The following is an 18287-nucleotide window of genomic DNA, read 5'->3' on the forward strand; positions in this document are numbered from 1 at the left end:
CGGTTCGTTGATCGGCTACGAACATCGCCTTCAAGCCCGCCTTCTGACGAGGACCTCATCTCCACGATCGAACACAAGGCGCTGCGGTGGGTAGGCAAGATAGCGGCTCAGCGCGGACCCCCTAGGCTACGGGTCCATTCCGGAAAACGGGCGGCGGACGGCGGGCGCTGAGCCCCGGCTTTCAAGCGTTTCCGGAAGTGCCCTAAGCACAAATGGTGCTGTCAAACCAATGAACCGCGCTGGGTTTCCCGGAGGCGTGGGGTTGTGAGTTACGCTGCCGTAGGCGCTTTCGCACCCATGTCATAAGCGTGTCCCGAGATCGCCCCGCGATCGTCATCGCAACGCCGCGGCACTGCAACAAAGCTACTCCAAAGGCCCCGCAGGAACTGGGGCGGGACGCGACATGAACAGGCGAGAATTTACGCGACGCGCGAGCATGCTTGCGATTGCCACCGGTGGTGCAGGCATGCTGGCCGCATGCGGTGATGATGGCAACGACAGGCCGCTGCCAGTTCCGACCCCGACACCGACCCCCACTGCGGCACCGTTGCCGACAGGCACTTTCGCCGCCGAGCCGCTCGTGCTCACCGAACCGATGCTTCAGCTGCCGACCGCCGACTCTGTGCGCGTCGTCTGGTTCACCGAGTTTAAAGGTCGCAACCACGCGGTTCGCTACGGCGCCAACTTCGCGATGCAGGTTGTCGCGACGTCGACGCCGATGTCGCGGATGTATGAGGACGCGTCATCGACTGTGGGCGGACGCACCTACACCGGGCTGACGCAGCGTGACATCTGGAAACACGAGGCAGTTATCACGGGCCTGAAGCCGGGCGAGCGCGTGCCGTATGTAGCAATCAGCGACGATGGCGCGACTGCGCTTCGCAGCGCGGAAGCCACGCTCCAGCCGCTACCCGCGGCGGGGCAGAAGATCCGGATCCTGCTGACATCGGATCTCCAGCTCAAGAAGATGGCGTCGGCAAACTACGAGCGCGTGTTTGAAACTCAAGGCCCGATCGACGGTATCTTCTTCGCCGGCGATCTCGTCAATGTGCCGAACCGCGCGTCGGAATGGTTCGACAACAGCGTCCTGAACCTGCCGCCGTTCTTCGCAGCGCTGCAGGGCACGATGCGTAAGTGGCAACCCGCCTCGACCTACACTGGCGGCGCACTGCTTCAGAACGGCTGGATATTCCCGATCTTGGGCAACCATGAATACTCGGGGCGCTGGAACACCGCGAACAACCTCAACACGATGTTTAACGATCCGCAGCCGCTCTGGTACGCCGAGATCGCCTACGAAAAGGCCAAGGCGACTGTGAACCCGACTGGCGACGCCGCGATCCGCGATCGCTGGCTGCAAGACAATTCCTACGAGATTGTCTCGTACAACGAGATTTTCTCGCTGCCGCAGGGGCCGGAGGGGGGGCGCTATTATGCGCAGCGCATCGGCGACCTGTTCCTGATCGCGATGGACGGAAACCGCATTTGGCGCAGCTGGGGCGCGACCGGACGGGGCAAGCTGTCGGAAGCAGCCGCTTCGATGAATAAACCCGCCGAGTGGGGCTTTGGCGATTTCCAATTCCACCCATTCGCCAAGGGCTCACGCCAGTATCGCTGGCTGCAGGAAGTGCTCGCCAGCGAGGCGTATCGCACCGCCAAGTACAAGGTAGTGATGGTACACCAGTCTGTGTTCGGGCTTGGAGACAACGCAACGCCGGTCATGGCGCAGACCCAGGCGAGCTTCGAGTATGTCGATGCCGCTGGTGCTGTCCGCGTCCTTGGCCCGCTGCCCTTTCCGATCGATCCTGCGACATGGAACGGGCAGATTCAGCCGATCATCGATGCTGGCCGTATGCGCTTTGTGAAGTACGACTATCCCCTCTCAGGGGATCTGTGGCGTAACGACATCGAGCCAATGCTGGTCGGCGCCGGCGTGCAGCTCGTCCATGTCGGCCATTCCCACCTATGGTGCCGCTCGAAAGTCGGCACGATGAACTACATCGAAACTTCGAACGTTGGGAACACGTATGGCGCATTCGTCGACAATCTGCCGCCGCGGCGTAGCGCTGTACCGGCACCGACCGCGCTGACGAGCGTCACCGGCGTTACCTGGAACCAGGACGATTATCCGCGCGAAGGCGATCCACACGATCGAGTGATGTTCACGCCGACGCTGCGTCAGCCAATGGTGGAGCTTGCCGGGGCCACCAACGCGGTGCCGTTCGTGGCGAGCAACGACATCACAGCGTACAGCATCCTCGATACCGGTGCCGGTACGATTAGTAGTTACGCGTTCGACACGCGATATCCCGCACGCGATCCAATCAAGTTTGATGAGTTCTCACTAATCTGATCGGCGTCCATTTAGCCTCATATGCCGCCGTGTTGCATGACGAGGTCTCGGCCGGGCGTCGTCAAAACAAATGCACCCGCTGGTAATTTGGTGAGGGTAGGGCGGGGTCATGCCCCGCCCGCGCAAGCCAGCCTCGCCTTTCCGCTACTTCAATTCGTCGCCCGAGGTGATCCGGCTGGTGGTGCTGATGTAAGTGCGCTTCCCTTTGAGCCTGCGGAATGTCGAGGATCTGCTGTTCGAGCGTGGGATCGACATCTGCCATGAGGGGCCGGTCAAACCAATGTACCGGCGCGCCCAGAGCCAAGTTTGGCTGGCGTTTCGAGGAACTAAGCTATAGTTGCCCCGCTGTCAGCGTCGCGAGCTTCCTTGGTATTCTCCGAGATGGGCCGCCGTTTGCCTGCTGAGAAGCAGCCAAATGGGGTAGAAGCTCACCCTCATTGGGCGATGTGCAGTTGCTTTGACAGCACCTCACCGAACGCTGTCTCGACCCCGCCTTGTAAATGCGCACCCAAAGTTCGCTGCTGACCGCGTGATGCTCGCTGAGCCAAGTGGCGAGGTCCTTGGGCGGCTCGAATGCGAATGCCTCATTTTTAAGAAGCGTCATTCCCCTGGGATAGTGGAGGTCAGGCTTCCGCAGTCACCCGATTGCTAAGTTGTCGGGCAAACCAAGTCCGATAGTGGTTCGATATGCGAAGTTGGATGTCAGACGATGTCGCTCACCATCTGAGCGACATGCAGGAGCTTTTCCGGATCGCGCGTCATGTAGACCGCCGCAATGCGGCCTTCGCGAATTTCGAGGGCTGTGGTCTGCAGGACACCTCGATCCATGCTGACATATCCCGGCAGACCATCGATCGTCGCCAAACGCAACAGCACGGGCTTGTAGCCACTCTTCTGCGCTAAGCCCGCGAATAGACGAAGCACCTTTGCGATTCCGTCGATGACATTGAGGAAGGCGGGCACCTTGCCGCCGCCATCGGAATGCAATGAAACGGTATCGGCGAGCATCGATGACAACGCGGCAACATCACCGTCGCGCGATGCGGCGAAGAAGGCATGCGCGATACGATCGGCATCGGCCTGCTCGACGCCGAAGCGCGGGCGTTCGACCTGAATGTGCTTGCGGGCTCGCGATGCAAGCTGGCGTACCGCGCTTGCATCGCGGTCGAGCGTGATCGCGACGTCGGCCAACGTCACTCCGAAAACGTCGTGCAGCAGGAAAGCGGCGCGTTCGAGCGGGGACAGACGCTCGAGCGCCAGCATCAGCGTGAGCGTCAAATCATCCGCCACCGGCTCGTCGCGCGGATCGACCGTGCCCATCAGTGGCTCGGGCAGCCACGCACCGACATAGGTTTCGCGCCTCGCCCTCGCCGATTTCATCTGATCGAGGCACAGCCGCGTCACGATGCGGGTGAGATAGGCAGCCGGCGTATCGACGCCTTCCGCGACGCGCGCCCAGCGCAGCCAAGCCTCCTGCACGACGTCCTCGGCTTCGGAAAACGAGCCGAGCATCCGATAGCCGAGGCGCAGCAGCCGGGGCCGCTGCGCCTCAAAATCGGCAAGGCGTTCGTCAGGCCGTGGCACGAGGCGCATCCACCGGATGCGCAACACGCAGGCCGACGGAGAACCGGTTCCATGTGTTGATCGCGCCGATCAGTAAAGTCAGTTGCACCTGCTCGGCCTCCGTGAACTGCGCCTTCAGCACTGCATAGTCCGCATCGGGCGCGTGAGTCTCGGAAAGCCGGGTCAGTGCCTCGGTCCACCCGAGCGCGGCGCGCTCGCGATCCGAATAAAGCGTCGATTCGCGCCAGGCGTCGAGCATGTAGAGGCGCATTTCCGGCTCGCCCTGCTTGCGCAGGTCGGTCGTGTGCATGTGGATGCAGAAGGCGCAGCCGTTGATCTGCGAGGCGCGCAGCCGCACCAATTCCATCAGCACGGAATCGAGGCCGCTGGCCTTGAAGCTGTTCTCCAGCGCATACATCGCCTTGGTGGCTTCGGGGGCGAACGCATAGGGGGCGGCGATACGTTGGGTCATGTGTCTTCTCCGTGCGCGCGATGTGCGCGCCTATTGCTGAGACGAGGCAGGCCGGGCGGATGTGACATGGAGAGCCGCCCAGACAGTAAGCGCGATGGCAATCAGCGCGGGCAGCGTTACGGCCGGGAAATCGCGTGCTAAAGCGGATGCGCCACAAATACCCACAGCGACCTCCCAGATATGGAACAGCGCATGCCCGGTGAGCCATATCGCGGCCGCGCCCCAGAGCGTCACACGTTGCATGGGCCGCGCGATGCCGAGAAAGAAGGCGGCGCCGATCAGCACGAAGATCAGCCCGATATCACGCAGGAAATGCTGATTGAACGGCCCAGTCGTCGTCACGCCCGGCACCGCGAAATACCAGGCGGCGGGCGCGGCAAGCATGTAGAGGCCGTTCGCGGCGAGCCCGGCGCCGAGCAGCGACGCCAATGCGAGGCACGCCTTCTCCGGGCGCATCATGCCGCCACCTGCGTAGGCAGGTGGTGCGCCAACCAATCGTCGAAATGCGTCGGCATTATCCGCGCCGCGGGGCCGGGCGTCAGCGAGGCATCGTCGATTTCGACGCCGAAATAGGGCGCGGCTGGATCGACCGCGACGGCACGCGGATCGTCCGTTTCGCCGAGCCATGTGGCGACGAATTTCGCAAGCGGCGCGCGTTCCGGCCCGGCGAGCTCGATCATGCCGTTCACCGGCGCTGCAAGGACGGCGTCCGCCAGCGCCTCGGCCACATCGGCGGAGGCCATCGGCTGCATCGCGGCCGGGCTTAACCAAACGACGTCCTCGCGCATGCTCGTATGCGCGATGCCGCCCATGAACTCGAAGAACTGCGTGGCGCGAACGATCGTGTAGGGAAGGGGAGAGGCCTTGATCAGTCGCTCCTGCGCCAGCTTGGCACGGAAATAGCCCGAGCCCTGCATACGCTCGGTGCCGACCACCGACAGCGCGACATGGTGCCGAACCCCCGCAACGGCTTCGGCGGCGAGCAGGTTTTTACTGGATGCCTCGAAGAAGGCCAGCACCGCGGTATCCTCGAACGACGGCGAATTGGCGACGTCGACGATGACGTCCGCACCTGCCAGAATGGCGGCAAGCCCTTCGCCAGTAACGGCGTTCACGCCGCTCCTGGGCGAGGCGGCGATCACCTCGTGGCCCAAGCTGTTCAATCGCGCAACGAGCTGGCTGCCGATTAGCCCGGTGCCTCCGATGACTACGATCTTCATGTTGCTTCTTCCTGATGGATGGCGCCCACGTTTCAGGCGCTCATCTCCAGGACGAGGCAGCGCGTACGGGTGTGACACGTTGCGCTGGATTTTTTTAGCTTCGTGCTCTTCGGGTCCAGGGTCCGAAAGGATGCCAAGCTCCCAATGTTTACATGAACTAGCGTCTGGTTTCGAGCACCGAACTGGGCATTGAATGGCGATTTCTGGGTCTTTCAGGCCCGAACCGCTGCAGCGAAGGCCTGACCTCAATTCGTCAACTCATAAAGATGTCTTCGCGGCTAAACAGTGTTTCAGGATCACCGCCTCGCCATGGCGGCAAACGAACCATCGGTCTTGTCAAAGCAACGTACCGGCGCACCCCAGAGCCGTGTAGAGCTGGCAGTTTCGAGCGCTTACGCTGTACCGGCTCCGGGATCAGTGCTGCAAACTTGCTTGGTATTTTCCGAGAGCTGCCCCGATCTGGCTGCTGAACGATAGCCAAATGGGGAAGAAACTCGCCGTCGATTGGACGTTTGCAGTTGCTTGACAGCACCGTTGAAAGCGATGAACGCTCCGCTGCCGGGTATGTCAGATACTGAGGCCGTCGTTGCTCGCGTGCCGAGCCCGCTCTACTCGAGAATAGCCGTCAGGCGACGCCTGCGAAACGGAGCAGGTCCACCATTGCAAAACGCTCATTCGTGTGAGCGGGGTCGATAGTGCGTAGGAACGGTTGCCACTCGGGCTCTTGTGACAGGTAGGACGTGCGATCGCCCTCGATAAGCCCGATCATGACCTCGGCGATGATGCGGCCGCCGACGGGTCCTAGCATTTCACCAGCCCTGAGGCTTTCGGCCTCCTGCAGCACGTAGAACCAAAGTGGCGTATGATCGTCGAGACCCCATGGGGCGAGCTTGGACAATTGCTCCTTGGTGAGTGGTTCGATCTTCATCGCCTTGGCGACACGCTGACCCGAGGGCAGTGAGAAGGTGAGGTGGCGCAGCAGGTTCCGCTGCGCGAGAGAGGCGGGGTTGGTCTTCGGATCGGCATGCGCAACGACGGTGCCGGGAAGGCGGAACAGCGCGGTCGACAGCGTGGTATCGATCTTCTTGTTCGGTTTCACCTCCTTGTCGCCGAAGTCGAAGAAGGTCCGCCAGTCGACGAAGCGCCGCGCAGCCCGGACCCCGCCTGACAGGTCGTCCGGGTCGCCGGCAGGTAGCGACTGCTCTTTGAAGATCATTGCGAAGAAGGGGGTGCCGCTTGGATTGCCATCGAAGTTGGCGCGATATGACGGACGCACCTGGCTGTGGCCGAAGCGGTAGGCGCCAACCGCGAACTCCACCGGGATGTAGGGTTCGTTGCGCCACTTGTAGAATTTACGTCCGTTCGACAGCACGTCGTCGACGACGGCGTCACCGCAGGTTTTGCGGAGGAACTCGTGGATGACGATCCATTGATAATGCCAGCGGACGATCCGCTGGGCTTCGGTGAAGACCTCACCGCCGCTTATCCCGAGGTCGCTCCGGACGTAATCGACCACGGCGTTGTGAAACTTGAGGAAGGCGACCTGAAGCTGGGAGATGATCAGGTTCTCGTCGTCGCGTGGATCGCCGATCAGTGCGATCATCTGGCTATTCCGAGGGACGTCGGATCTGCCGGGCGTTCCGGTCTCCTCGAGCAAAAACTTGTCGCCGTCGCTGCGGTCATAGAGATGGGGGCTACCCCCCGGCCCGCTGCCGTAGACGTTGTCGAGTCCCAGCGTGGGTGTTCGGAAATTCGCGATATGCTCGGGATCGACCTGTCGTTCCAGGCTTGAGGTTGGGTCGAAGGTCATGTCGTGATCGAGAAATTGCCCGAGAAACGTCATGCCTGCCGTCAGCCGCGGATTGTTGGTGTTGCGCGCAGAAAGGTTCAGGTCGGTAATCAGATCCTTGGGATCTGCGTCCAGCGCCTCGCGTGCGTCCATCGGTCCGTCAATCGCACCGATTTCAAGGAGGGCCTTCCTTATACGCGGTGTGTCCGACGCAAAGGCCGGCAGCTTGCCAAACATGCGTCCGAACCGTCCGGAGTCGTAATAGTCTGACACTGGCGGAATGATGTCACGAGGATAGATTCCATGCCTGGCCATCGCTTCTCTCCTGAGCGCCCCCGCTGAAAAGGCGTGCCCGAAGTGCTGCGACTAAATGAAATGAGCCACCAAAAAGGCGGGCACGAGTCGTTTGTTTCTTCCGGCTGACGGGAGAATGCTGCTCAGTACCCGCTGCCGTCAACTCGCTATTCCTTACGATTCGTTTTACCTGCTCCGTCCAACCAGATGCACCTGCTGGTAAGCCGCGCAGGGTAGGGGACGTCACATGCCTCGCCCACGTAAGCCAGCCTCGCCGTTTCGCTACTTCAACTCGTCGCCAGAGGTGATCCGGTGGTGGTGCTGATGTACGTTCGCTTCCCGCTGTCATTGCGCAACGTGGAGGATCTGCTGTTCGAGCGTGGGATCGACATCTGCCATGAGACGGTGCGGCTGTGGTGGAACAGGTTCGGACCGCTGTTTGCTGGAGAGGTACGCCGTCAGCGGGTGAGCCGCATGCGAGGGTTCCGGCACTGGCGCTGGCACGTCGGCGAGATGGTCCACCTCTGGAGAGCGGTCGACCATGAGGCAGAAATCCTCGAGAGTTACGTGACCCGCACCAGAGGCAAGGATGCAGCACTCCGCTTCATGAAGGCGCTCAAACGCCATGGCTCACCTGAGGCAATCAACACCAACGGCCTGCGCTCTTACGGCGCTGCGATGAACGAGCTCGGCAACCGGGGCAAACAGGAGGTGGGCCGCTGGGCCAATAACCGGGTGGAAAACTCACACCTGCCGTTCCGAGGACGAGAACGTGCGATGCTGAGGTTTCGGCAATGAAGACGCTGCAGAAGTTCGCCTCTGTTCACGCCAACGTTCACAACCACTTCAGTCTCGAATGTCACCTCATTGATGGATAGACCTACCGCGAACGACGCTCCGCCGCGCTGGCGGAGTGGCAGGTCCTCGTCAGCTGAATGTCGCGGTCAAAGACCGACGCGCATCGTGTAGAGAGCGGTCCGCATTGGACTGACAGCAACTCTCCGAGCCGCCCGACGGCTTGACGTCCTCAATCAGCTTCTCCAGCCGCTCGATCTCAATTTGTCCTGGCCCCATTTCGCAACGCTAATCGCCGAAGGCCCAACTGCATAGCCTCAGCCGAATTCGCGACTGCCTTGCGAGCTTTGGCCGCCACGTTCTCCGGGCCTGTAGGCGAAAAGTTGGATCAACGAGCGGCCGGTTTGGAGAAGCAGAATGCGAGACGTGAATGTCCGGGTGTGGGTCAACGCAGGTGTGCAATTTCTTAGTGCTACAATATGCTGGCGACCACATTGGCGGCGGATGGCAAGCGCAAGGCGACGCGGTTCCTCAAGTTGAAGGAACCCAATCGTCCGCCCCCGCTGCCGCAGGGCCAAATCTCAGCGAAGACGCGCTACATCACCGCCGACACCACTACCGCGCAGCGGCTTCGTGCTTTGCCGACAAATAGACCACCGATGTTGAATGTCGATCGGCCTCAGACGGGCAGCAGGCGGCGCAGATCGTCGACGACCTGCGCCAGCAGCGTCAGCTTCTCGCTCCGCCGCGTGCCCTCGCCGAATTCGACCATCGCGGCGTACAGCGTCACCTTTTGCAGCAATTCGTCGGCGGTGCGCATTTCCTCCGGCACCAGTTCGCGTGCCGAGAGCGTACGGATCATATAGACCAGCCCGATCAGCGTTTCGCCGTCCGCCGCGGTCAACCGTCGGCGACGGATTTCCACGTCGACCCCCGCCTGTCCTTCCGGGCTGTTGGGCGACAGTTCGGCCGCATCGACGACCATTCTTTCGCCGTCCATCCGCGCGAAGACGCCGGTCATGCGCGCGATCACCGCACGGCTGCCCCCCGCCCGCTCGGTCAGCCGGTCGCGCAACAGACGATTGCAATAGCGCAGCCGCCCGGTTTCGTCGGCGACGATGACCAGATGCGCCTGCTTCAGCAACCGCGCGCGCAGGTCGTCGAGGTCGGTGGCGAGGGACCGCAGGATGGCCGCGTCCGCCGCCGCGTCGTCGGCCGCCGCCACCAGCCGCGCGCTTTCGGAGGCGAGGCGTTTTACCATCGTCTCGATCGGCGTCACCGCGGAGGGCGGGGGTGTGTCGTCCGCCGCCTGCGTGACGATCGTTCCGGCATGTTTCGCCTGGATCGCCGCGACGAGCACGCCGAGGGGACGGCGCAGCGCATTCTCCGACTCGCCCGCCAGCGCTTCGCCGGGCTGCGAGCGTTTCAGCGTTGCGAAGTCCCGCACGACCGTGTCGAGCGCGACGCCGGTTGAGCGGCTGACCTCCTCCGGCGTCATTGCCAGCAGGATGCCGTCCTCCTCGCCTAGTTCGACCTGCAGCGTGCCCGTGCGATCGTTGCAGACGTCCGCCAGCGCCTCGTTCGCGGCGGCGATGATCGCGGCGTGCACCGCCAGCGTCGCGCCTTCCGCCACCGCCTGGTCGGCGGGTTTTTCGACCCATTCGTCCATCGGCCACACCGGCGCGCTGGCCGGAAACGCCTCGACGAACGCCGGGATCGCGGCGGGCATGACGACGCCGGTGCCATCCTCGTCGGCGGCGGAAATCGCTTGTCCCGGCGGCACGGGATCGATCCACGTGGTCCACGCAGAGTCGGCGATCAGCGCCTCGCCGATCCCCGCCAGCGGGCTGTCCGGCGCGATGATTCCGGCGCGCGCGCACGCGGCCTCACGGATGCGGCGCAGCCCAGCGCGCAGCGTCGGCGGCACGTCGATCGGCAGGTGCTCTCCCGGCGTTCCCAGCAACAGCGCGCGCGCATCGGGATGATCCGTCAGCGGGCCGTTTTCCAGGTGACGGTAGATGTCATCCAGCAACCCGGCGACGTGCCCGTCGGTCCCGCGCTGCAACAACGCATGCGCGGCCAGAATGCTGAGCCACGGGTTGTGATATTCGCCCGCCAGCAGTTGCTCCATCCGCTCGCTGCCGAACATCACGCGTTCGGCATCGCCGCCGGCAAGCGCGGCGAGCACCGCATCTGCGGCGAGCGCCTCGTCGCCGCCCGGCTGGAATCCCGCCCCCAGCGGCGCCATGTGCAGCGACAGCGTCGCGAAATCGGGCGGACCGTCGCATCGCAGGAAGACGTGCGTTTCCAGCCCGGCGCACAGATACAGCGGCTGGTAACGACAGCGCGATGTGTCCTCGACCCGCGGCAACGGCGCGCGCAGCACATAATAACCGGGGTGGAGGTCGAACGCGCAGCGCCACATGCGCCGCGGCACGACCCTCAGCCCCGCCTCGGGATCGGCCAGCGTGACGACGATCTCGCCCTGCGCGTCCAGCAGCGCGACGTCGAGGTCGAAGTCGCGCGCAATCTCGCCATCGGGCACCGCGGCGGCGGTCGCGAACAGCAACAGCCGCGTATCGCTGTTCTGGCGCGGCGCGCGCGTGCTGGCCAGCGCCGCCGCGTGCGACAGCCTGTCGTTGGTTTCCGGCCCCGGCGCGGCGGCTGGCAGCGGCATGGCCGTGTCGAGGGTCAGCCCGGTCCAGCTGCCGCGTTCCAGCGTGGCGACGCCGTCCTCTGGCGCGACCACCCATTGCGCGGCGACATGCCCGTTCAGCGAGACGCGCACCTCGTACAGCCCCGGCGGCACCGCGATCTCGATCCGGCCCCTAAAGGGATCGTCGTCGACCGGCGCCACCTTCCCGATGTCGGTGACCGGGCGCAGATCGTTGTCGATCACCGCGACCGACGCCGACCAGTGCGGCACGTCAACGACGATCCGCGACAGGTCAGGGGAGGTGGAGTTCATACGGCTCCGACATCTGGCTGGGATCGAGGATCGACTGCCAGCCAAGATCGTCGGTCATCAACTGGTGGCGGGTATTCGCCGCGATAACGATCGGTGGCAGCGCAGCATTCGCGACCGCCGGACCGAGCACGCGCAGGTTCCGCGTTTTGGGGTTGAGCAATTGCAGCGTCTTGCCGGCGGTCTGCGGCCCGACCACGATTGTCAGCGTCAGTTCGGGGATCGCCGGCAGCGTGCGCAGCGTCATCGGGGTGCCGGTCATCACCCATGGTTCGACTTTCTGGTTGAACTGCGTGTTCTCCGCCACTCGCGCCATGACGTAACGCTGGAGCGACTCGGTGGTGATGCAATTGCCGGTCGCCGGATCGACCGCGCCGGGCGCACCGTTCAGCCCCTCCAGCAAAGCATCGGTCATCAGGCCGCGTTCGTTGTCGCGATCGGTCTCCTCGAAGCTCTTGCCGCCGTGGCCCGACCCCATCAGCGCGAAGTAGTTGATCTGCTCGTCGATCGCGTTCTGGAATAATTGCACGGGCTTGTAGGGCAGGCCGATGGTCTCGACGCTCTGTTCCTCGCGGCAGCAATCCAGGAACAGGATCACCTCGTCGAAGAGCCGAGTGCGGGTGAAATAGTCCAGCCACTTGCCGACGCCGAAACACTGATATTCGATGCGGTTGATCCCGGCATTGGCCGGCAGCAACGCCACCTCCAGACAGTTCGGCCCCAGCCCGTGCCCGGCGTAGTAGACGTACAGCCGACTGCCCTTGCGCGCGCCCTGCCGTGGGCCAAGGCTGTCGACCGCCTGCAGGATGTCGTCGTTGGTCGGGGTGCCGTCGCCCTCGCCGGCGACGAGGTGGATGTTTTCCGGCGGCACCTGCGCCACGTCCTCCAGCCAGCGGCAGAAGCGCGCGGCGTCGCGGCGCGGGCTTTTGAGCGGCGTGTATTCGCGGTAATGCTCGATCCCCACCACCAGCGCATGCTGCGTTGTCGGGTCCATGACCGCGGCGCCCGCCGTCGTCACTGCACGCGCACCAGCACCGGGCGGCCGCCCGCGGTCGCCGCGACGCGCTCGCGGCTGTGCAGGCGGCCGATCGAGGCGCGCACCGAATAGCGTTCGCCAGCGACCGGATCGGCGCAGTTGATGGCGAACGGAATGCGGTCCGCAACGCCGCTGCGGTGCGCCAGACCTTTTATCTCAACCCACGCGACCGCCACGGCGGGCGCATCGGCGCGGCGCGCATCCTCGATCGTGACGGTCGCGGTCGCGCCGTCGAACGAACCGGCATCGGCGTCGATCAGCAACATGCCCGTCACCCTCACGCTTTCCCGACCGCACCGGGATAGATCGCCGCGATCGCCGCGATGTCGCCGGCGCTCAGCCCGTTGCGCTGCCCTATGCTCTCGCCTGCGGTGGTGACGATCGTATCAGCGCCGGTGGTTGAAAAGGCGCGCGACGAATAATGCATGACCGACCCGAAGTCGTAGCTGCCGAGATCCATGCCGTCGTCGATATGCTTGTCGAAATTGTGCCGGTTCTCCGGCGCGACCAGATCGAGGTTGATCGTGACGAAATGGTCGCGGTCGCCGCGACTCTGTTCGTGCCACAGGCCCAGCGCGTGGCCGATCTCGTGCACCGCCGATCCCGTGGTGCAGGTGGGCGAGAAGGACACCTCCTGCATGCCGCCCTGCCGCCCGACGAACGACCAGCTGGAGCCGAGCCGGCAATAATGGGCGTAGTCCTTCTCGTCGGTGCGGCGGCGGAAGCGGACGCCGGTGTGCTCCTCCCAATGCGCCATCGCCGATTGCGCGAGGTCGAGCGCATCGGCGTCGGCATCCCACACCAGCACCGCGCTCGGCCAGCGATACTCATCGCCGCGGATCGCAATCCCGCGCGAACCTGGCGAGCCCACGCGATAGAGCGCGATGTCGCCTTCAAAAATGCCCAGCCCGTCGCGTTCGTTGACGGTCACTTCCTTGTTGCGGCCATAGGGATTGTTCTTTTCCGGCACGCGGATCGTGGCGGCGGTGGCGACCCCACCGCCTATATGGGTGTCCGGCGCAAGGTCGAGATCGGGCGCGTCCGCATCGGCCTGCGGTTGCGGCGGGGTCGGGGGTGCTGGCGGTTGCGGCGGCGCGGGTGGCTGGGGTGGCGCGGCGGCGATCGCCGGCGGCCGCAGCTCCTCGCGACGGATATTCAGCAATAACGCGGCATGCTGCTGCTCCAGCCGCGCACGCGCCACGCCGCTCACGCCCGCGATCTGCGCGTCCAGCGCCTCGGCCTGCGCACGGTAGCGCATATCGGACGCGAGCCGGATACCCTCCATCAGTGTATCGACCGATGCGGTCGCGCCGTCCTTCATTTGGAAGAAGCGTTGCAGGATCGCCGAACTGGCGACGGTCGCGGCGAAATCGGCCAGTTGCGGCCGTTCGCGGCCGTCCAGGCTGATGATCACATAGGGATCGTCGCCGGCGTAGAGCGTGCCGTCCGCCGCGACCAGCCCGGTGCCGTCGACATAGCGGTGTGTGCCCGCGAGCGTCGGATTGTGGCTCAGCACGCGGAAGTCGGCGGTGGCGATGCGGCCGCCGGGCACGTCGAAGTTGATCGATTCCGTGATCGAGAACGCGGGCCGCCCGTCGAACAGTCCGTCGCCGAGATCGCCCGCCAGCCGCGCCACCTCCCCTGCGCCCAGCAGCAGCCCGGCGTGTGGCAGCATCAGCGGCACCCCAGCCAGCGCCTTCAGCGACTGGCCGATCGTGCGGACGAAGTCGCCGGGGAAGCTGTCCACCGCGAATTCGATCGACAGCGTCAGGCTGTCGGTCAGCACCGCGGGCGAATAGGCGACTATGTCGGTGCCCTCGTCGAACGCGCTGCCGCGCAGGTGGCTGCGCGCGCTCACCTCCTTGCAGATCAGGTTCAGCGCGCGGGCGCTGGCGGCGAAGGCGGCGAAATCCTTGACGCCCGATACCAGCGCCACGTCCTTGTCGCCGCCGAACAGCCCGCCGCCCTTGGGAAAGCGGCCGGTGTAGACGTGGCGGATCTGGATCGTCAGCGGACGGCCCTGACCGATCGGGGTGAACGCGCCGACCGCCGGCGCGACATCCTCGTCCGCCGCCGGGATCGCGGCCGCGCCGGCGCCACGCCCACGCCCACGCAGATCGGCCTCGGTCAGCAATTCGTCGTCCATGATGCGGTACACGGCCATGATCGTTCCCCGCTCAGAGCGTCTTCATATATTCCACCAGCGCGCGGCGATCGGCGTTGCTCATCGTCGACGTGCCGTAATCGTGGCCGGTGTTGGCGTTGCCCGCGACCGGCTTGCCGGCGTCGTCGACCGTGCGGAAGGCGAAGCCGCCGCTGTCCATCGTGGCGTAGCCGACGCGGTCGAGATCGTAGCGGCGCGTGCCGAGCCGGAACGTCTTCGGGCGTTGCTCGGCGGGCAGCAGCAGGTCGTACAGCGTCGGCACCGATCCGTTGTGCAGATACGGCGCGGTCGCCCAGATGCCGTCCAGCGGCCGCGCCTTGTAGGCGAGCAGCGCATTGTCGGTACGCAGGCACAGCGCGCGCCGCGCCAATTTCGCCGCGCCGGGCACGGCGCCTTCCTCATCCGACTGGATCACCAGCGGCGGGCGACGCAAGCCGGCGAAATTGCCCAGCGCGACCGCAACGATATCGCCTTTCTTCGCCGCCAGCGCGCCCTTCACCGTCGCGGTCAGCAACGTCACCACCGGCGCGCGATCACCGATCGGGACGCCCGAGACGAAGCCGTCGCGCGTGCCGTGCAGCTTGCCCGCCGGCCCATCGTAGCTCCACGCGTTGCATGCCATCCAGATGTCGGTCTGGTTCTCCGGCCGGGTGGTGCGGAACGGCACCATCACCTCGGTCGGCTCGCCGGGGCGTTGCAGATCGGATGTCCGGTGGCATTCGGCGCAGGCGCCGCGGAACAGGCCGGCACCACGTGTCGCCAGCGCGGTGTCGATGGGCCGTGCGGCGACGGGCCACGCGGGCGGGCGCAGGCGGGCGACCACCGCCTCCAGTCGGTCGAGGTTGGGGACGTTCAGGCTGGAGCCGAAGCCGCGCAGCCGCTGTCCGGGCGCGCCCGCGGGCAGCACGCTCGCTTCGCCGAACACGCCCAGCACCTCGCCGGCGTTGCGGCCCAGCGCGCCATATTCCAGGCTGCCGCCCGCGATCGCGACGCGCGCATTTTCCGCCACGCCATTCCACTGCACCTTCTTCTGGTGCTGGATGTTCCACAGGAACGGATAGCTGACCGGCGCATCGGACGCGTTGGGCGCCGGATCGGGCGCGCCCGCGAACATTTGCACCTTGTTATAGATGTGCCCGAACGCGTCGACGCGCGCGAACCCGGCGGTGCCGGTGGTGTCGCCCGCGGTCTGCGCCGCCGGCCGGTTGAGCTGCTCGGTGCGGCGCTGCCAGTCGATCAGCCGGTCGACCGCATCGCCCAGCATCGCCCGGTTACCCAGCGTATCACGCCGCGCGGTCAGCACCGCCTTCGCGAAGCGGTCCCATTTCGCCGGATCGGCACGCGTCGCCGCGAGTGCCGCATCCATCGCGGCGACGAAGGCGTCATAGTCGCCCAGGCCCGGTCCGCCGTCGACGCGCACGCGCTGTCCGCCGACCTCCAGTTCGGCGGTGTGGCAGGCGGCGCAGTTCAGCCCGACCCAGCGTTCGGCGTTCCGCCCGCCGTTCTGCGCCGCGTACCAGCGTAGCTTCGTCACGATCAGCGCATCGTCCGGCTGCTGATCGATCGCGAAGCCGATCGGCAGCCGCGAGTTGCGACCGGGCGGGGCGGGGATATAGCCGAACCCGGCGAGATTGTCCTCCGCGGCGAATTTGGCGGTCGACCCCGCCTGTTCCAGCGCGGCGAACCACGTCTCGGGCATCATCCGCGAGCCCTGCGTGCCCCAGTACCAGCCCTCGCGTTCGGCCGCGCTCAGCGCGTCGGCGGGTGCGGCCGACGTCCGGACCTGGCTGTCGACGACGCATGCGCCGACCGACGCCGCCACCGCACCGATCAGTGTCGCCACCCCCATTCGCATCGTCCGTCTCCCCGCCGCGGTCCGGCTCCCGTGGCCGTGGCCAGCGTGTCACGCGGGTCGTCGCGCCGGAAGCCGGTCGAACGGTCCCCCGCCATTTGGGGGATAGGCGCAGGCACGGGGTCCGTGGCCAACTACGCCGCGCGGGAGCAATACGACCCGCCCGGGGGGAGGATTGGTGGACGGGGTCGGGTCGTTGCTGTTGGGTCTGGTCGGCGGATGGACGGCGTTCATGCCCGCGCAGCGTACGACGACCTGCCTGCGCCCGGTTCTAATCTGGTCGCTCGTTCTCCTCCCGGTCGGGTGGTGGATGACGGCGCTGCTCGCCCCGCGGGCGGGCTGGCGGCCGGCGGCACGGCGCAGTTGCTGCTGCGCGGCGCGTTGAAGGGAAGGGCAAGGGCATGACGATGACCGAGGCGGGGGCGCTCGGGTTCGGGCTGATGGTGGGGTGGTTCCTGTATTTCGTGAATCGCTATCGCACCGGCGAGGCGTCGTTCACCGACATCACCACGATCATCGGCGCGGTAGGTGGCGCGGCGGTGACGCGGCTGTTCGCGACACGCGGCACGCTGTTCGGCGCTTACGGCATTGGGCTGGCGCTCGGCTTCTTCTCCTATCTTTTCATGCTGATCGTGCTGGTTGCGATCTCGAAGAATTTCGACGCCGATTACTTCCTCGACGGCCGCCGCCGCGTGGTCGGCGCGCGCGACGTCATTCCCGACGGCGTGCGTCGCGCGACGATCGCCGCCGACGAGGACACGCTCCCGGCACCACCGCCGCGCGGGCCGACCCACGCCACCTGACCACGTACCATCGAGGGGGATTTGACGACATGACGGGCACGCCGTTCGCGGCATCGCACCGCGTCCGCCTCGCCGATATCGATCATCAGCGGATGCGCTGCACCCTGGGCAATGGAACCGCGCGGAACGGACGATCGCGTTGTTCCCCGGCTCCACCGTGCCCGCGCAGCGCGCCGTCGCCACCGTGAAGGCGACGAACGGCATCGGCGCCAACATGCTGTTGCTGGGGCGCTATCGCTATCAGAAGGGGGGCACAAGGCCGGCTCCCCGAACAGCCACCGCGCCTTTCGCCAGGCGATGTTCTTTCCCGTGTGGCGCACGCGCCACGATCTTGACTTCGATGTGGCGGACGACATCGACCTGGGCCAGACCGCCGAAACGTTCGTGTTCGGCAACCTCCATTGCGCCTTCGCGGACAATGTCGACCGGCCTGGTTTCTCTAGCAACGGCTGTCAGGTGGTCAGCGGCGCACCGCGCTCAGCGCGCCGCGGCAACGCGCCCGAAACCGGGCTGTGGGCGCGCTTCATCGGCAACGCCTATGACGGCGTGCCGGCGCAATCGGCCTTCACCTATCTGCTGTTCACCGGCACCGAGGCCGCGGCGGCGGCGGACGATACAACCGGCACGATGGCGCGCACACTGCGCTTCGGCTCGTCGGGCGATCAGGTGCGCAGGGCGCAAGAGGCGCTGCAGGGCAAGGGCTTCGACTTCCTCGAACCCGATTCCACCTATGGCCGCGACACGTTGCGCGCGGTGATCGCGTTCCAGCGGCGCGAGTTCGGCGCCAGCAGCGCCGACGGCGTGGTCGGCCCCAACACCGCCGGCGCGCTCGGGCTGGACTGGGCGCCGGTCACCGTCGCCGCGGCCGCCGCACCGCGCCCCGTCGCGGACGACGAGGGGTCGGGTGTACCGGCCGACTGGATCGCGGCGGGGGTGGCGATCACGCCGGGGTTCGAGGTCGCGGGCGATCCGTGAAAGGGC

13 protein-coding genes and 2 pseudogenes are annotated in these 18287 nt (G+C 65.5%); 5 read left to right on the forward strand and 10 right to left on the reverse strand.

Features of this window, described 5'->3' with window-relative positions; genetic code table 11:
• Positions 1–436 precede the first annotated feature (436 nt).
• Both SPHPHY_RS0103770 and SPHPHY_RS22750 read left to right on the forward strand, forming a co-directional pair.
• Positions 437–2353, forward strand: a complete 1917-nt coding sequence (locus SPHPHY_RS0103770) for a fibronectin type III domain-containing protein (RefSeq protein WP_196802106.1) — start codon at positions 437–439, stop codon at positions 2351–2353.
• A 109-nt stretch (positions 2354–2462) separates the two neighbouring features.
• Positions 2463–2618, forward strand: a pseudogene (locus SPHPHY_RS22750) (IS6 family transposase); the annotation flags it as partial.
• A gap of 437 nt (positions 2619–3055) precedes the next feature.
• On the opposite strand, the gene SPHPHY_RS0103780 reads toward SPHPHY_RS22750, so the two are convergent.
• The 5 genes from SPHPHY_RS0103780 to SPHPHY_RS0103800 form a co-directional block, all read right to left on the reverse strand.
• Positions 3056–3946 carry a sigma-70 family RNA polymerase sigma factor gene (locus tag SPHPHY_RS0103780; RefSeq protein ID WP_022685372.1) on the reverse strand — a complete coding sequence of 297 codons (891 nt, stop codon included), beginning with the start codon at positions 3944–3946 and terminating at the stop codon, positions 3056–3058.
• The gene (locus SPHPHY_RS0103785; RefSeq protein WP_022685373.1) at positions 3924–4388 is read right to left on the reverse strand and encodes a carboxymuconolactone decarboxylase family protein; all 465 of its coding nucleotides are present in this window, start codon (positions 4386–4388) and stop codon (positions 3924–3926) included. Before SPHPHY_RS0103785 ends, SPHPHY_RS0103780 begins: the two co-directional genes overlap by 23 nt.
• A 30-nt stretch (positions 4389–4418) precedes the next feature.
• Positions 4419–4847: a hypothetical protein gene (locus SPHPHY_RS0103790; protein WP_022685374.1), complete on the reverse strand. Its 429-nt coding sequence runs from the start codon at positions 4845–4847 to the stop codon at positions 4419–4421.
• Positions 4844–5608, reverse strand: a complete 765-nt coding sequence (locus SPHPHY_RS0103795; RefSeq protein ID WP_022685375.1) for an SDR family oxidoreductase — start codon at positions 5606–5608, stop codon at positions 4844–4846. Before SPHPHY_RS0103795 ends, SPHPHY_RS0103790 begins: the two co-directional genes overlap by 4 nt.
• Before the next feature lie 625 nt (positions 5609–6233).
• Positions 6234–7712, reverse strand: coding sequence for a peroxidase family protein (locus SPHPHY_RS0103800; RefSeq protein ID WP_022685376.1), 1479 nt, complete (start codon positions 7710–7712; stop codon positions 6234–6236).
• A 226-nt stretch (positions 7713–7938) separates the two neighbouring features.
• Between SPHPHY_RS0103800 and SPHPHY_RS19125 the strand changes: the two are divergent.
• Positions 7939–8569: pseudogene (locus SPHPHY_RS19125) on the forward strand (IS6 family transposase).
• 596 nt (positions 8570–9165) lie between these two features.
• Here the strand turns inward: SPHPHY_RS19125 and SPHPHY_RS0103810 are convergent.
• The 5 genes from SPHPHY_RS0103810 to SPHPHY_RS19135 are packed head-to-tail and all read right to left on the reverse strand — an operon-like array spanning position 9166 to position 16506.
• The gene (locus SPHPHY_RS0103810) at positions 9166–11454 is read right to left on the reverse strand and encodes a hypothetical protein (RefSeq protein ID WP_156024988.1); all 2289 of its coding nucleotides are present in this window, start codon (positions 11452–11454) and stop codon (positions 9166–9168) included.
• The gene (locus SPHPHY_RS0103815; RefSeq protein WP_156024989.1) at positions 11435–12445 is read right to left on the reverse strand and encodes a caspase family protein; all 1011 of its coding nucleotides are present in this window, start codon (positions 12443–12445) and stop codon (positions 11435–11437) included. The genes SPHPHY_RS0103810 and SPHPHY_RS0103815 overlap by 20 nt, the downstream gene beginning before the upstream one ends.
• 20 nt (positions 12446–12465) lie before the next feature.
• Entirely contained in the window at positions 12466–12753 is a 288-nt protein-coding gene (locus SPHPHY_RS0103820) for a hypothetical protein (protein WP_028056461.1), read from the reverse strand.
• A gap of 11 nt (positions 12754–12764) precedes the next feature.
• Positions 12765–14651, reverse strand: coding sequence for a M12 family metallopeptidase (locus SPHPHY_RS20830; protein ID WP_051148259.1), 1887 nt, complete (start codon positions 14649–14651; stop codon positions 12765–12767).
• 13 nt (positions 14652–14664) lie between these two features.
• On the reverse strand, positions 14665–16506 hold the full coding sequence (locus SPHPHY_RS19135; RefSeq protein WP_156024990.1) for a di-heme-cytochrome C peroxidase: 1842 nt from the start codon (positions 16504–16506) through the stop codon (positions 14665–14667).
• A 398-nt stretch (positions 16507–16904) separates the two neighbouring features.
• Between SPHPHY_RS19135 and SPHPHY_RS0103835 the strand changes: the two genes are divergently transcribed.
• Together SPHPHY_RS0103835 and SPHPHY_RS20835 are read left to right on the forward strand one after the other, a co-directional pair.
• Positions 16905–17306 carry a hypothetical protein gene (locus SPHPHY_RS0103835; RefSeq protein ID WP_022685382.1) on the forward strand — a complete coding sequence of 134 codons (402 nt, stop codon included), beginning with the start codon at positions 16905–16907 and terminating at the stop codon, positions 17304–17306.
• A gap of 297 nt (positions 17307–17603) precedes the next feature.
• On the forward strand, positions 17604–18281 hold the full coding sequence (locus tag SPHPHY_RS20835; protein WP_022685383.1) for a peptidoglycan-binding domain-containing protein: 678 nt from the start codon (positions 17604–17606) through the stop codon (positions 18279–18281).
• Positions 18282–18287 lie beyond the last annotated feature (6 nt).

It is taken from the genome of Sphingomonas phyllosphaerae 5.2 (assembly GCF_000419605.1).
GTDB lineage: Bacteria > Pseudomonadota > Alphaproteobacteria > Sphingomonadales > Sphingomonadaceae > Sphingomonas > Sphingomonas phyllosphaerae_B.

What these genes read in the sequence shown, in the direction of transcription:
- SPHPHY_RS0103780 (WP_022685372.1), bottom strand. Translation starts at nt 3,946, where the DNA reads ATGCGCCTCGTGCCACGGCCTGACGAACGCCTTGCCGATTTTGAGGCG.
- SPHPHY_RS0103790 (WP_022685374.1), bottom strand. Translation starts at nt 4,847, where the DNA reads ATGATGCGCCCGGAGAAGGCGTGCCTCGCATTGGCGTCGCTGCTCGGC.
- SPHPHY_RS0103810 (WP_156024988.1), bottom strand. Translation starts at nt 11,454, where the DNA reads ATGAACTCCACCTCCCCTGACCTGTCGCGGATCGTCGTTGACGTGCCG.
- SPHPHY_RS0103835 (WP_022685382.1), top strand. Translation starts at nt 16,905, where the DNA reads ATGACGATGACCGAGGCGGGGGCGCTCGGGTTCGGGCTGATGGTGGGG.
- SPHPHY_RS20830 (WP_051148259.1), bottom strand. Translation starts at nt 14,651, where the DNA reads ATGGCCGTGTACCGCATCATGGACGACGAATTGCTGACCGAGGCCGAT.
- SPHPHY_RS0103770 (WP_196802106.1), top strand. Translation starts at nt 437, where the DNA reads ATGCTTGCGATTGCCACCGGTGGTGCAGGCATGCTGGCCGCATGCGGT.
- SPHPHY_RS0103800 (WP_022685376.1), bottom strand. Translation starts at nt 7,712, where the DNA reads ATGGCCAGGCATGGAATCTATCCTCGTGACATCATTCCGCCAGTGTCA.
- SPHPHY_RS0103795 (WP_022685375.1), bottom strand. Translation starts at nt 5,608, where the DNA reads ATGAAGATCGTAGTCATCGGAGGCACCGGGCTAATCGGCAGCCAGCTC.
- SPHPHY_RS0103785 (WP_022685373.1), bottom strand. Translation starts at nt 4,388, where the DNA reads ATGACCCAACGTATCGCCGCCCCCTATGCGTTCGCCCCCGAAGCCACC.
- SPHPHY_RS0103820 (WP_028056461.1), bottom strand. Translation starts at nt 12,753, where the DNA reads ATGTTGCTGATCGACGCCGATGCCGGTTCGTTCGACGGCGCGACCGCG.
- SPHPHY_RS0103815 (WP_156024989.1), bottom strand. Translation starts at nt 12,445, where the DNA reads ATGGACCCGACAACGCAGCATGCGCTGGTGGTGGGGATCGAGCATTAC.
- SPHPHY_RS20835 (WP_022685383.1), top strand. Translation starts at nt 17,604, where the DNA reads ATGTTCTTTCCCGTGTGGCGCACGCGCCACGATCTTGACTTCGATGTG.
- SPHPHY_RS19135 (WP_156024990.1), bottom strand. Translation starts at nt 16,506, where the DNA reads ATGCGAATGGGGGTGGCGACACTGATCGGTGCGGTGGCGGCGTCGGTC.